We start from the raw sequence: 12803 nt of genomic DNA on the forward strand, positions 1-12803 counted from the left end.
TTGGCCAAGAGGTAAGGATGTGGCGACCAGTGTAAGAAGCTTTTATTACAATTTTATAACACGACAACGAAGGGATTGGGGCGTCCCTGCCCCGGATAACGAGGTGGAACGCTTAGAACTCGTAGCCAACCGAGACCTTAAAGGTACGCGGCTCGCCCTGAGTGATGTAAGTACCGGAATCATCCACGCTTGACCAGTAGTTCTCATTGGTCACGTTGTCGATGCCTGCGCGCACGGTCATCTGGTTTTCATTGTGGTTCACCGCGAAGCGATAGCGCATACCCAGATCCAGCGTGGTGTAGCTGTCCAGCTTTTTGGTGTTCGCCAGGTCAGCATACTGCGTGCCGGAGTGGTTAACGCGCGCGGTCGCCGTCAGGCCCTCAATCGGCTTGATATCGTATTCTGCCCCCAGCACGGCGTAGAAGCTCGGAATACCGATCGCGTCGTTCCCCTGGTTCACGCCGTTTTTAGTTTTGGTCAGCTCGGCCTGAAGCCAGGTGGCGCTGGCGTTCAGACGCATCCCGAGCGTTGGCTCGCCGAAAACGTTCAGCTCCACGCCACGGTTACGCTGTTCAGCGTCCAGGCCGTAGTGGCCGCTGTCGTCAAGGATCGCCGACGGCATTTTGATCTCAAACAGTGCCAGGGAGCCGCCCACGCGGCCAAAGTCCGCCTTTACACCCACTTCGTTCTGCTTAGAGTGCACGATACCGGTGCTCTGGCCGTAGTTGTTTGCTGAGCGAGGCGCGGTTTCACCGGGCTGTAACGCCTCGGTGTGGTTGGCGTAGAGGGAAATTTCCTCCCACGGCTTATAGACCACGCCGTAGGTTGGCATCCAGCGGCTACCGTCAAAACCGTCCGCGTCGTTTTCCGCACCGGTAATTTTGTTGTACCCGCGAATCACCACTTTCTGATGGCGTGCGCCTGCGGTAAACAGCAGTTTGTCGTCCAGCACGCCCAGGGTATCGCTCAACAGCCAGCCCTGCGGCGGGTGCGCCCGCTGGTCAGCGGATCGCTGTATTTGCCGCCTGAGCCGCTGAAGTTGCTGCTGTCCGGCATAGCAACGCCAGTGTTGTGGTAGATGTTGGTGGTCGGGTTATCCGCCGCGGCAGACATTTTCCACGCGATTTTTTCGTTTTTGGTCATCGCAGAATACCCGACATTCACCTTGTGCGAGACGAAGCCGGTCATGAAGTTACCGCGAATGCCCGCCATGCCGCTGACGGAATCGCTGATGCGGTTGGTATCAAGGCGGCTGACCGTCGCATTACCGCTTTTATCCATCAGCTTCGGCGCGCTGTAGATCCCCTCTTCGTGCGCGTGCTGTGCGCCGAGGCCGGTATAGGCCGTCCAGCTATCGGTGATGTCGTACTCGCTGCGCCACATGCCGAATTCGTTTTCGATATCGCTGTAGGCCCACTTCTGCGAGAAGTTGCGATCGTTCTTCGGTGGTTCAGGCACGAAGTCCACCGCCGAGATGTTGACGCTGGTCGGGCTGCCGTGGAAGGTTTTTTTCTGATGGCCCAGGTCCAGCGAGGTGCGGAAACGGTCACCTTTGTAATCCAGACCGGTGGAGAGCAGCGTGGTGCGGCGGCGGTCGTTCGGCACGCCGGTTTCGCCTTCACGATGCACAAGGTTCACCCGCGCGCCGAACTGGTCGTTATCGCCAAAGCGACGCCCCGCATCCAGCGTGGTGCCAATCTGGGAATCCGAGGTGTAGTCGACGCCCACTTTCACCTGCGGGATGTCGCCAGCGTGTTTTGGCTCAAGGTTGATCATCCCGCCCACGCCCGAGCTGGCCGCGCCGTTCATCAGGGAATTGGCCCCTTTGAAGATCTCGATGCGGTCAACCATCTGGGCATCCACCACCTGACGCGGCAGTACGCCAGACAATCCGCCAAAGGTCATATCGTCGCCGTCAAACTTCAGGCCGCGGATACGGAAGGTTTCCGCGCTGTTGCCGTACCCCTGAACGAACTGCACGCCCGCGTCGTTAGCGACCACGTCAGCAATGGTTTTCGCCTGCTGATCTTCCACCAGCTTCGAGGTGTAGCTAATGATGTTGAACGGCACGTCCATGGCGTTCTGCTGCCCGAGCATCCCCATACGTCCGCCGTTAGCCACCTGGCCGTCGAGGAAGGCCGGAAGCAGTTGGTCACCGCCGGGTTTGAAATCACTCCCCGCCGTGGACTGGACCACGATGGTGTCCTCTTTTTTCTCTTCCGCCGCAAAGGCGGAGTGTGTAACCGCGCCGATGGCAATCGCCAGCAGCGTTTTGTGCATTGTGGTGTTGTTCATAATGAGCTCTTAACGTGCGCGCAAAAATGGTCCGTTGTCGGGCCTTAGTATTTATCAAATGAAATGCAAATGAGAACTATACGCATTATGTATACGTAATCAAGCGTCAACGAGGAGCACTGCGCGAGAAGAGGTTAAAAACGATGTGGGGGAGAAGTACGGCGCACAACCACCCCAGAAAGGGGTGGTTGCTAAAGCGTTATTTTTTCTTGTAAATATCGGCGGTGCCGTGAATTTTGTTGTTTGTATTACCGGAAGTCAGCACCAGCACATCAGCACCTTCTTTATCAGCCTTTTCGACCAGCTCTTTTTTCGCATCGTCGACAGAGACTTCGTTAGCCGTGCTCACGGTACCGATTTTTTCGTACTGAGACTCAACTTTTTCGAATTCGTTTTTTGTCATCATTTCAGCCGCAAAGGCGTTGGTGGTAAACAGAAACGCGGTGCCCAACAAAATAGCAGTCGTTTTTTTCATAAACTTTTTCCTTAAGATTAATGAGCAACTACGAAAAGCCCCCACGCGAAACGGTGAGGTGTAATGAGCATGGTAGAGGATTGGCGAAAATGTCATATACCAGGGAAAATTCTTTTATAACAGGCTGTTGTCCTGCATGAATAAAGGGTTTAAGCGGTATTTGAACGCGCCAGATACTTCCTCTGGACGATTTTATGGTGTCGTCTGATTTTTTTTGCGATCAGGCGTTTTTCCCAACGCCGGTGGGATTCAATGGGAATACCAATGCGCAGGCTGGCCGTCACGTTGTCTTCAACAATCCTTTTCGCGTTACAACGCTTCCCGGACAGATCGATGATCCTTATTCCTTTTTCACTCAGGATGAAGTTCCCGCCGTGCGCATCGCCGGAAATGATTTTCAGATTGTGCATTTTCTGCATACTGTGTCGGATTTCACGCTTTATGTCCGGCGTGATCGCGGGAAGAACGCGTAACTCCGGACCGGGGACATACTCAAACAACATGAGCGAGATTTGTGCGAATCTGAAAATCCGGCGTTCAGCCAGGAGATAAAAATCATTCGGGAAGGTATGACCTTGCCTGCCAGCATAGTCGATCCGCTCAATCAAATTTTCGTTGGGGTTGGGCGTAAAAAACGATTTGAAAAATTTTTCTATCCTTTTTTTCCTGGGGGAGTAAATCTTTAATACAAACTGTCCATAGGGGGTATTCAGTAAAGAGACGTGGGTATGCGGAAGGCTTTTAAATACCATCTGAACGCTGAGTCGTTTTACATTACAGGACAATATATCGTCCAGTATTTCCAGGTATCGTGTATCGTTATTTTTATAACAGACGTGAAAACCACGGTATTTCATTTTTGTAATCATAATAATGTGCTTAGTATGATTTTTCCACGGTGGTATTAGAACCCGTTGTGATGATACGAACTTTGTCGCCAGGGTTAAATGTCAAACCATTATTGTGCTGCACCACCTGAATAGTCTGCCCGGATTGAGTCTTGATAAGTAACTTCACTTCCTGTGCTGCCAATTCGTTAGACTGCCGGTTATGAGAAGCCGCCGCCCCGGCTGTTGCACCGGCTACCGTCATGGCGGTTTTCCCTTTGCCGTTACCGAACTGGTGACCCACTACGCCACCAATCGTGCCCGCGGTTAGGGTACGCAGCGGATGATACCCTTCTCGGGTATGCGTAATAATTTGGCTCTGCAGAACCGTGCCATCCTCCACCAGCGATCGGATGCCAGCGTAACTCGCCGGACTGGTGATAGCCAGAAAGCTCAACGCGATGAGTAAATATTTTTTCATTTTAAGCCTTTCTTATACATTGAAGGTGACACTATTCTGCCCGGCGAAAAATCCTCTCCTTTAGCTAAATATGCTTTACCAGGCAAATAATTTATTTTTACACAAAACGACCATAAATTTAAAAATAAACAATTTAAAACTGGAAAGGTATATTGACTTCAATTATCAATAACGTGTTTTCCAGATACTTTGTCAGAGTATTTGATTCAGACGAAGCAATATCCATTGCACAATTCTCAATAATTACCAATCATCGTTATTAAAATAATGGTCCCTGTCCATACAGGGAAAACATCAGGAGTTATATTATGAAAAAAGTCATTCTCGCTCTGGCTTTCACTGCGGCATCATTTTCTGCATTTGCAAATCATCCGGTAGCCCGTGCGACTGCCGTCGCCTCCGCCGATCATCCTGTTGCCGTTGCGGCGGCCACCGGTGAAGGTAACCATCCTGTCGCCCGCACCACGGCGGTGGTATCTGCCGATCACCCTGTCGCCGTCGCAGCCGCAACAGACGGTAGTTATCATCCCGTCGCCCGTGCAACCGTGGTCGCTAACGCTGACCATCCGGTCGCCGCCGCGGCCGTTACAGGGCACTAATGGCGCTCTCCCCCGGCAAGTAAGCTGGGGGAAAAGTCAATGTGTCGTATGACCCTGGAAGGCCAGTTATTAAAGGTAATGAAAACAAGATTCAGGCTGGTCAGGAACGGCTGAGTGCCGGAGGGTTAATGGCACGCCCTGTAGGATTCGAACCTACGACCTACGGCTTAGAAGAACGTAGAGTACTGTTTAACACACTGTAATATCATTAGTTTTTTCGCGCTCGCACCGGGTTTGTGTCATAACGTGTCATTACTTGTAGTCTCGTTTCCGTCTGATTCATCCATGCATGACACAACTCTGACACAGAGAGTACACAGCCATGCCTTAAGGTATAGCTGTGTAGTTTCCTTCACATCACCGGGCAGTCATCAAACTCACCTGTCCGCGCATCGTTGATGATGTACGTGATTACCCCAAACACCGGGCTCTCTATACCTTCAAAGTGACCAGGTAACTTTTCCTTTCGTCCGTTCAGCGCGTTCTCTAGATGTGGCTGAGGATATGTCCGGTATATCTTCACCTTAAACTCCCCCCCCTATCTCACAAACCAGCAAGGAGCCATCACAGGGGTTTAGTGACGAGTCGATGGCCAGCAGCGCTTCTTTCATGATGCCGCAGCGGTAGATAGTCTCAGACGCTTTCATGTAGTACGTGGCTGCGGGTTTGTGGATTAATCTCTCATCAAGAGAGAGACGCGCCTCTTCATAATCTGCCGCTGGACTTGGAAACCCCATGTACACCTCCATTTACTGTATATGTATACAGTATTTCAGCTTTTGAAATTGATCAAGTGCTGATCAGATTGGTCTTAGGTGGTAAACTCCGCTAAATTTCAAAACGACCACATTACTCATATGCTTAAGTTATTCTCAAAGTACATAACCGTAGGTGTGTTTAACACCGCAATTCACTGGTTTGTCTTCGCGGTAGGCGTTTACATGTTTTCCGTCAATCAGGCGGCTGCAAACTTTCTAGCTTTCGCCACCGCTGTAACCTTCTCTTTCTTTGCGAATGCCGCGTTTACCTTCAAATCAAAGCCCAAGGTGAGAGGTTATTTCCTGTTTGTCACTTTCATGGGTCTCATGAGTGTTCTGGTGGGTAAATTGTCTGACTATTATCAGATCTCACCTATCATTACCCTTGTTGAATTCTCTCTGATAAGTCTTATTTGCGGGTTCTTTTATTCAAAACACATTGTCTTTAGGGAAGAAAAATGAAGATTTCTCTGGTCGTTCCCGTCTTCAATGAAGAGGACGCGATACCAATTTTTTACAAAACTGTTAGAGAGTTTGAAGAGCTTAAACCATACGAAGTAGAAATAGTATTCATCAATGACGGAAGTAAGGACGCGACGGAAGCGATCATAAATTCGATTGCTGTTTCAGATCCTCTCGTCAAGTCGCTTTCCTTCACTCGCAATTTCGGAAAAGAGCCTGCGCTATTCGCCGGACTTGACCATGCAACCGGCGACGCGATTATCCCTATTGACGTAGACCTTCAGGACCCTATTGAGGTAATACCTCATCTTATAAATAAATGGCAAGCCGGTGCAGACATGGTTCTGGCTAAGCGCACAGACCGTTCTTCTGATGGCAGGCTTAAGCGTAAGACCGCTGAATGGTTCTATAAGCTGCACAACAAAATAAGTAATCCTAAGATTGAAGAGAACGTTGGCGATTTCCGTCTGATGTCTCGTGAAGTGGTAGAGAATATCAAGCTCATGCCAGAGCGTAACCTCTTTATGAAGGGTGTATTGAGCTGGGTAGGCGGAAGGACTGATGTTGTTAAATATGCCAGAGCGGAACGCGTGGCCGGCAATACTAAATTCAATGGCTGGAAGTTATGGAACCTGGCTCTTGAGGGTATCACAAGCTTCTCCACCTTCCCTCTTCGCATGTGGACCTATATTGGTCTCGCAGTAGCAGGAATGGCTTTCCTGTACGGCGCATGGATGATTATCAACACGCTTGCCTTTGGGAACCCAGTTCGTGGCTATCCATCGTTGCTTGTTTCTGTTCTGTTCCTTGGCGGCATACAGTTGATTGGGATTGGAGTGCTTGGGGAATATGTTGGAAGGATATATACGGAAGTCAAAAACAGACCTCGTTATGTTTTGAAAAATAAAAACTGATAGAGCAGGAATATAAAAATGTTTAAAAAAGATGAGAAGATATTTCTAATCTCTCTGTCTATTATGATTTTGCTGTACATTTCACCTATCATCCTTGCTGACCGTCTTTACATAGATGATATATTGAGATCGCAGTATGGATATAAGAATTGGGGTCTTAATGGAAGACCCCTTGCAGATGCAGTAATGGCAATGGTTAATATGACGTCTGGAGAGATCGTTGATATTTCTCCACTACCCTTGCTGATTGCTTGTGGGGCATATGTTGTTTGCTCGTTGGCGTACTATAAAACAGCTATTAACTTTATTGGTCCTTTCAAGGCCGGTTTGCTTTTCTTCTTTGTAATAGCAAACCCATTTCTGCTGGAGAACCTTTCTTATAAGTTTGATGTCCTCCCAATGATTTTGTCGGTAGCGGTCTTGCTGCTTCCTTTTTGCGGAATAAGAAATTTATACTTAAAAATCGTGGCAGGAGTCCTGTGCGTTGCGGCATCGCTAAGCCTTTACCAAGCTTCAATTGGCTTCTTTTGTGCGCTGGCACTGATTGAGCTCGCTATAGCTTATAGTAGAAACAATGCTACAGATTGTATCCTTCTGAAGGATTTGTGCTTAAGGGCAGCGTCATTGCTCATTGGCTATTTAGCGTACAGCATCATTGCCAAGCATTTCATACAAGGGGATTACAACGAAACACACTCTCAAATGATTGGTCTCAATTTTGAAGGCCTCCAGTCAGTTATTGATACATCAAGAGGAATGAATTATCAGTTAATGAGAACGATTGGTGAAATGCCAATTGTTGTATATGCTGCTGCCTTTCTTGCCGTTTTGTTTTCGATTTATTCTGTTTACTCAAGAAAGGCCGCATGGTCTGGATCCAGATTTATCGTTTCCCTTGTGATAATCACATCCCCAGCAACAATATATTTACTATCATTTATTCACCTAAGCTTGTTAAAGAATCCTATCTTTGTGCACAGGGTTTTAGTATCCTTCTGCGGAATCATAATGTACGTTATTTTGATGACGCTAATGAATATTAAGAGAAAAACGTTCCTGGCAATACTTTTAGCACCGTTGTTTTTATTTACAAACTATTACTCATTTGCATATGGGAATGCACTTAAGTATCAGAAAGAATATGATGTCAAACTATCAAGTGAGTTAGCTCAGATTGTATCCAGTGACGATCCTGATGGTATTAAACAGGTAAGAATATTTGGGACGCAAGGCTCATCAATTCAGAGATTAAATGCCATCAAGAGGCTTCCTTCTCTGGAGCCGCTCATTCCTCTTTATTACACAGGAGGTTGGTGGGGAACTCATCTCATTAAGATGTATGACATAAAGAACGAAATCACAGGAGAAAGCGATTTAAATAGAGCTTGCTCCATGCGAGAGATTGAGTCTAATCAGAGGTATAGAGTTTACTCCGATCAAAACAGAATACTGATTGCGTTTGATAAACCAAATTGCAGATCGTGATAAGCATGGCCCGAAAGGGCCATGTTTTTGCCGGTGATTTAAATTTATACTGGTGCATCAAAATCACGTTCAGGGCAAATCCAGCAGAGAAATCCATATCTCTCACCCTGATACATTTGAGTCCCGCATATAGGACAGAATCTTACTTCTGTTGACTCAGTAGATGCCTGACCTTCAATTGCTTGTGCGTTGTCTTTATCCGACATTTTATTCTCCGTCAATCAGGATATTGGGCAATAATTGCTGCCCTGTCGCTTGCATATTGTGTTTTACGGGTGTTAATCTGAGCCAAAACGACATCTTTCTTTGCAGTCTCATTGACGCCATCATTTACAGCGGCCGCAAGCCATGCTCTGTTAAGTTTTTCAATATCGTCCTGATATGCACTACTTAATGTAGCAAGGGCAATTTTCCTTAATACTGAGTTAGGAATTGGTGGAATATCAACCCATACAGGCATGGCATCCTCACCAACACCTCTCTCTTTCCCAGCCGGTGGCACTCCAGCGAATTCCAGGAAAATCTCTTTAGTTACATCCACACCATCGTCCGGCCATGAGCCTGCTGCCACATAATCATCCATCATATCTACCGGATAAAATGCATTGTTTTTTGCACTGAAAATATATTCTGACATTTTTATGCTCCGATGGCTTCCCAGGCGACCGTAACGGCCATTCCCTGCGTAATTGTTTTGCTGGACAAATCCACTGCAATTGCTTTCAGTCTAATCTGCGTCGTACTGATGGCCTCAGCGGTTGCAAAGCATGGAGTGTTAGTGGTTGTTTGAACGCCATATGCTCGGCAGTTCAAAACCCCATTAGGGAATGGAATGGCGAACGTATCCAGAGCAAAATCAGTGCTCGCATTTGCCGCTGGAATGCTGATAGTCCCCCACTGACGTATCTGTCCTGACGGAAGTTTTTCATAACCTTTAGTCACAGCAGATACCTGGAATGAGCTCATATCAGGTATTTGGCCCGCCCCCACGCCAACGTTTTTAGTCGCTGCTGTTCCAAGACCTAAATTTGATCTTGCTGTCGACGCATCGGTTGCACCAGTGCCACCACGAGCAATCGAAAGAGGGATAACAGTACCAGCGCTTGTCTGAGCCCCCATGTTCCAGCGTTATCAATAATCACAGACCGGGAAGAGTCAGGTGAAGACATTGCTGTCACTGAACCGGAAACACCAAATTGTGACACGCCCAGGTTTACTCTCGCCCCTGTCAGGGTGTTTGCGCCCGTGCCGCCACCTTGAATTGTTAGTGGCAATGGATTCCCACCAGAATCCTGCACCCCCCAGTTTCCTGAGTTTGACACGTAAAATGCGACACCAGAGGTTGGGGCTGATACATAACTTGTGGATGTGTCAGAAGAGAAGCTAGATACACCCAAATTCACCCGCGCACCCAATAGTGTGTTTGCCCCAGTTCCGCCACCTGCAATAGGCAATGGAAGCGGGTTTCCAACTGAATCCTGGACACCCCAGTTACCAGAGTCAGTAACATAGAAGAATACGCCAGATGTTGGCGCAGAAACGGTGGTTGTTGCTCCAGAGCTATTGAAGGCCTGAATGCCTAAGTTAGTTTTAGCTGTAGTAACTGTGCCATCAGCCTTGATATCCCCAAATGGATTGCTTCTGGCAAGATATGCTGTACTGAGGTTAGTCCATCCAGCCCCGCCAGTGTTTGGGTTGGTGAGGTTGTTATTTGTAGTGCTGATATATCTGGTCTGTCCGTCACTACCTAGGACTACTGAACCTTTTGGGTAGCCACCAATAGAGGTTGCGAATACAGAGTCATATGAGTTGATAGCGCCGGTGCTGAACCATCTGGAGAGGCTTGATAGCTCAAACAGGATTTGGTTCATATCCTGTCCCTTTGGAGGCAGGCCGCCTGCTGATTTAAGGGCCATGGTAATTGGCGGGAAGCCTGAATCATAAGATGCCGTATTATCTCCTGCCGGAGTTGTCGGCAGAATAGGCTCTCGTGGACCATTTACAGCAAAAGGAGTTGGTTGTTTCGTGGGTGCATCTGAACGATTCATTATTTAATCTCTATAGAATGTTCCATCATTAAATGGATATGAGTCAGAGGAGAATCCAAAGTAAGGGCTGACCACTTGCCTGATATTCACAAGCACCCCGCTTGGTACCGGTGCAACCTCATAATTAGTCAGAATGGATTCTTCGTATGGTGCCAGCTCGAATTCAAAAGTTATCCCCATGGTCATGTCTCTGTAGTTAATGCAATATGCACGACCTCGCTTGTAAAACATGATTTTGAGAAATTTATTGATGTCTGGAGTGGTTGCGATACTGATGTTTGTAAAGGCTTTGCACATGATTAAAGTTCGATACGCATCATCACCAAGCCTGATATTTGTTGTTTCCTGCATCCCGCCAAAAAATGGTGCATCGTTAAATGGGGTTGGGTATTCGGGGTCATAATCATTTGCCTCAGAAAACCCAAAAGACTCATTGTCTATTGGAGCGATTACGTATCGACTTACACCTACAATGGCTCCCCACATGTCCAGTCCGAAGGTTTCGCACGTTGTCAAATCCCATACTTTCTCTATAAACTCATCAGTGAAATCATCTAGGCTTACCGCCTGATTGAATGTATCAATAATTGAAAGTAATTTTTGGCTGGCGGAATACTGCGTTAGGATCGTGTCCTGCCACATGTAAATCTCCCCCAATTAAACCAATGTAACTGTGATGTCGGATGCCTGTATCGTTGGAACCTGGTCAATACCCATGGTTACGGATGGCAGAAATGTTGTGCCATTCAGGGATACCTGAAGAAGCAGAACCGTATTCGGGTCTATTGATATGATGGGGGCGTAATATTAACCAGCATTGATAGTTGCACCTATTCTTGCTTTACCTATTCCTTCATATTCACCATTAAAAACAGACATAATCATGTTCTTAACTTGCTGAGTGATGTCACTCGGAGGGTTTAGGGAGCTATCAATTTGAACATTAAAATAAACCCTTGTAGGTGATGCCTTGAGCCACTGCATATCGTATGAAGGATATGGCGGGAGATAGTTAACATTATCGTAAACGGTGTAATGCGTTGTCCCGTTAAGATTCGCGCCAGGGTTATATGTGCTGAATATGGCCTCGGCCACATCCGCATCCGTACCGCCATATACGGATATAAAAATAGAGTGGGCAACAACAGGGTAGCTAGTCGCTCTTTTGTTTACGGTTGCTGCAGTCCGGTTTGACCAGACATAAGCATCAAGCACTCCATTGGTTGCAAGAACAGCGGATAACACAGAGGCATCCTGATTGCGGCTGTTTCTTGCTACTGGTTGCTGTCTGCGCGTCTCAAATGCAATTCGAGACTCAACATCAACGCCTACTACTCCAGGGTTTGCGTTTGTGATCGCATCCCAGCCAGGTACTGCTCGATAAATCTGATTCAGTGCGCCAGATGCACAAGATATCGGCCCCGTTGTTGTGTTAACAAACTGAACATCAATGGAGCCACCCGCGGGGATTATTGCTGAATCAATAGACTGATAAATATAACCATTAGTGTCTATTGCCGTGCTGTCAGCAGGAATGGTTGTGCCAACCTGCCCAATACACGTAGCTGTTACAACAGTTCCCGGCGCTGAAATTCGATCCATAAAGTAGATGCGGCCAATACCATCCTGGAATCGCCCGGTTGACCCGGGATGAGGCTGAAAGGCTTATAGCGTGTATGCCGGAGTCGATAAAGCCAGTGGTTATATTTGCTCTGGCAACCGGCCTGCGCCGCTCCAACATCATTGATCTGGAGTGGCAGCAGGTCGATATGCAGAGAAAAGTTGCATGGGTAAATCCGGAGAACGCGAAGGCGGGCAAAGCTATCGGCGTAGCTCTGAATGATACCGCATGCAAGGTGTTAAGAGATCAGATTGGAAAAAGTTCGAGATGGGTATTCGTTCACACGAAGCCATCGACTCGACCGGATAAAACCGTCACACCGGCAGTGCGTAAAATGCGTGTCGACGATAACGGCGCCTGGCGAATTGGCCTGGCAAAAGCGGGGATTGAGGATTTCCGTTTTCACGATCTCCGCCATACCTGGGCGAGCTGGTTAATTCAGTCTGGCGTGCCGCTGTCAGTTCTTCAAGAAATGGGAGGCTGGGAGTCGATCGAAATGGTCCGTCGTTATGCTCACCTGGCACCGAAACACTTAAGCGAACACGCACGGAAAATTGATGCCATTTTTGGCAATCATGACACAAATACGACGCATGGAGAAAATCAGGCCAGTTTGAGACTAGCGTATGTGCATGATATTTAATGGCACGCCCTGTAGGATTCGAACCTACGACCTACGGCTTAGAAGGCCGTTGCTCTATCCAACTGAGCTAAGGGCGCACGGAGAAGAGTGTACTTCGCGGTGGTGAAACGCCTGGAATTATACGGTCAATGCGTAGTGAGTCAATGCCTTTTCCACCTTCTCTGCCGTTAATGACTAGCTGATTGTAAATACGGC

The 12803-nt window shown here is 47.7% G+C and carries 13 protein-coding genes, 1 tRNA gene and 3 pseudogenes; 5 read left to right on the top strand and 12 right to left on the bottom strand.

Annotated features, from left to right (window positions below; translation table 11 throughout):
- Nucleotides 1-112 precede the first annotated feature (112 nt).
- The 4 genes and pseudogenes from CKK19_RS00260 to CKK19_RS00275 form a co-directional block, all read right to left on the bottom strand.
- A pseudogene (locus CKK19_RS00260) lies at nt 113-2295 on the bottom strand (TonB-dependent receptor).
- A 199-nt stretch (nt 2296-2494) separates the two neighbouring features.
- On the bottom strand, nt 2495-2770 hold the full coding sequence (gene yahO, locus CKK19_RS00265) for a DUF1471 family periplasmic protein YahO (protein ID WP_022647318.1): 276 nt from the start codon (nt 2768-2770) through the stop codon (nt 2495-2497).
- A 149-nt stretch (nt 2771-2919) separates the two neighbouring features.
- The gene (locus CKK19_RS00270; protein ID WP_063853724.1) at nt 2920-3639 is read right to left on the bottom strand and encodes a lipopolysaccharide core heptose(II) kinase RfaY; all 720 of its coding nucleotides are present in this window, start codon (nt 3637-3639) and stop codon (nt 2920-2922) included.
- A 10-nt stretch (nt 3640-3649) separates the two neighbouring features.
- Entirely contained in the window at nt 3650-4078 is a 429-nt protein-coding gene (locus CKK19_RS00275; RefSeq protein ID WP_022647316.1) for a glycine zipper 2TM domain-containing protein, read from the bottom strand.
- A gap of 308 nt (nt 4079-4386) precedes the next feature.
- Here CKK19_RS00275 and CKK19_RS00280 point away from each other — a divergent pair, with 308 nt between their 5' ends.
- Nucleotides 4387-4677, top strand: a complete 291-nt coding sequence (locus CKK19_RS00280) for a hypothetical protein (RefSeq protein ID WP_022647314.1) — start codon at nt 4387-4389, stop codon at nt 4675-4677.
- A 352-nt stretch (nt 4678-5029) separates the two neighbouring features.
- On the opposite strand, the pseudogene CKK19_RS00285 reads toward CKK19_RS00280, so the two are convergent.
- A pseudogene (locus CKK19_RS00285) lies at nt 5030-5414 on the bottom strand (S24 family peptidase).
- Between the two features lie 120 nt (nt 5415-5534).
- On the opposite strand from CKK19_RS00285, the gene CKK19_RS00290 reads away from it, so the two are divergent.
- Genes CKK19_RS00290 through CKK19_RS00300 form a run of 3 tightly spaced genes read left to right on the top strand, consistent with a single transcriptional unit; the run spans nt 5535 to nt 8296 of the window.
- Complete coding sequence (locus tag CKK19_RS00290) at nt 5535-5897, top strand: GtrA family protein (protein ID WP_063853749.1); 363 nt, start codon at nt 5535-5537, stop codon at nt 5895-5897.
- The gene (locus tag CKK19_RS00295) at nt 5894-6811 is read left to right on the top strand and encodes a glycosyltransferase family 2 protein (RefSeq protein ID WP_063853723.1); all 918 of its coding nucleotides are present in this window, start codon (nt 5894-5896) and stop codon (nt 6809-6811) included. Before CKK19_RS00290 ends, CKK19_RS00295 begins: the two co-directional genes overlap by 4 nt.
- 18 nt (nt 6812-6829) lie before the next feature.
- Nucleotides 6830-8296, top strand: a complete 1467-nt coding sequence (locus CKK19_RS00300) for a glucosyltransferase domain-containing protein (protein WP_063853722.1) — start codon at nt 6830-6832, stop codon at nt 8294-8296.
- Nucleotides 8297-8340: 44 nt separating this feature from the next.
- Here CKK19_RS00300 and CKK19_RS00305 read toward each other — a convergent pair whose 3' ends face one another.
- From CKK19_RS00305 to CKK19_RS00330, 6 genes are all read right to left on the bottom strand, one after another.
- Nucleotides 8341-8502, bottom strand: coding sequence for a hypothetical protein (locus CKK19_RS00305; protein WP_154819163.1), 162 nt, complete (start codon nt 8500-8502; stop codon nt 8341-8343).
- 11 nt (nt 8503-8513) lie between these two features.
- A complete protein-coding gene (locus CKK19_RS00310) occupies nt 8514-8933 on the bottom strand; it encodes a tail fiber assembly protein (RefSeq protein ID WP_063853721.1) in 420 nt (139 codons plus the stop codon).
- A 2-nt stretch (nt 8934-8935) separates the two neighbouring features.
- A complete protein-coding gene (locus CKK19_RS00315; protein ID WP_080472825.1) occupies nt 8936-9238 on the bottom strand; it encodes a hypothetical protein in 303 nt (100 codons plus the stop codon).
- An 80-nt stretch (nt 9239-9318) separates the two neighbouring features.
- Entirely contained in the window at nt 9319-10344 is a 1026-nt protein-coding gene (locus CKK19_RS00320) for a hypothetical protein (protein WP_225455013.1), read from the bottom strand.
- 3 nt (nt 10345-10347) lie between these two features.
- The gene (locus CKK19_RS00325; protein WP_063853748.1) at nt 10348-10986 is read right to left on the bottom strand and encodes a DUF2612 domain-containing protein; all 639 of its coding nucleotides are present in this window, start codon (nt 10984-10986) and stop codon (nt 10348-10350) included.
- Nucleotides 10987-11151: 165 nt separating this feature from the next.
- The gene (locus CKK19_RS00330) at nt 11152-11946 is read right to left on the bottom strand and encodes a baseplate J/gp47 family protein (RefSeq protein WP_225455014.1); all 795 of its coding nucleotides are present in this window, start codon (nt 11944-11946) and stop codon (nt 11152-11154) included.
- A gap of 38 nt (nt 11947-11984) precedes the next feature.
- Between CKK19_RS00330 and CKK19_RS00335 the strand changes: the two are divergent.
- A pseudogene (locus CKK19_RS00335) lies at nt 11985-12608 on the top strand (site-specific integrase); the annotation flags it as partial.
- On the opposite strand, the gene CKK19_RS00340 reads toward CKK19_RS00335, so the two are convergent.
- Nucleotides 12609-12685, bottom strand: a tRNA-Arg gene (locus CKK19_RS00340).
- Nucleotides 12686-12803 lie beyond the last annotated feature (118 nt).

The sequence above is a fragment of the Enterobacter sp. CCUG 70166 genome, assembly GCF_020224095.1.
GTDB lineage: Bacteria > Pseudomonadota > Gammaproteobacteria > Enterobacterales > Enterobacteriaceae > Enterobacter > Enterobacter intestinihominis.

Bases quoted from the DNA above. Each gene is read 5' to 3' on its own strand.
- yahO (WP_022647318.1), bottom strand. From the start codon at position 2,770: ATGAAAAAAACGACTGCTATTTTGTTGGGCACCGCGTTTCTGTTTACC.
- CKK19_RS00270 (WP_063853724.1), bottom strand. From the start codon at position 3,639: ATGATTACAAAAATGAAATACCGTGGTTTTCACGTCTGTTATAAAAAT.
- CKK19_RS00275 (WP_022647316.1), bottom strand. From the start codon at position 4,078: ATGAAAAAATATTTACTCATCGCGTTGAGCTTTCTGGCTATCACCAGT.
- CKK19_RS00280 (WP_022647314.1), top strand. From the start codon at position 4,387: ATGAAAAAAGTCATTCTCGCTCTGGCTTTCACTGCGGCATCATTTTCT.
- CKK19_RS00290 (WP_063853749.1), top strand. From the start codon at position 5,535: ATGCTTAAGTTATTCTCAAAGTACATAACCGTAGGTGTGTTTAACACC.
- CKK19_RS00295 (WP_063853723.1), top strand. From the start codon at position 5,894: ATGAAGATTTCTCTGGTCGTTCCCGTCTTCAATGAAGAGGACGCGATA.
- CKK19_RS00300 (WP_063853722.1), top strand. From the start codon at position 6,830: ATGTTTAAAAAAGATGAGAAGATATTTCTAATCTCTCTGTCTATTATG.
- CKK19_RS00305 (WP_154819163.1), bottom strand. From the start codon at position 8,502: ATGTCGGATAAAGACAACGCACAAGCAATTGAAGGTCAGGCATCTACT.
- CKK19_RS00310 (WP_063853721.1), bottom strand. From the start codon at position 8,933: ATGTCAGAATATATTTTCAGTGCAAAAAACAATGCATTTTATCCGGTA.
- CKK19_RS00320 (WP_225455013.1), bottom strand. From the start codon at position 10,344: ATGAATCGTTCAGATGCACCCACGAAACAACCAACTCCTTTTGCTGTA.
- CKK19_RS00325 (WP_063853748.1), bottom strand. From the start codon at position 10,986: ATGTGGCAGGACACGATCCTAACGCAGTATTCCGCCAGCCAAAAATTA.
- CKK19_RS00330 (WP_225455014.1), bottom strand. From the start codon at position 11,946: ATGGATCGAATTTCAGCGCCGGGAACTGTTGTAACAGCTACGTGTATT.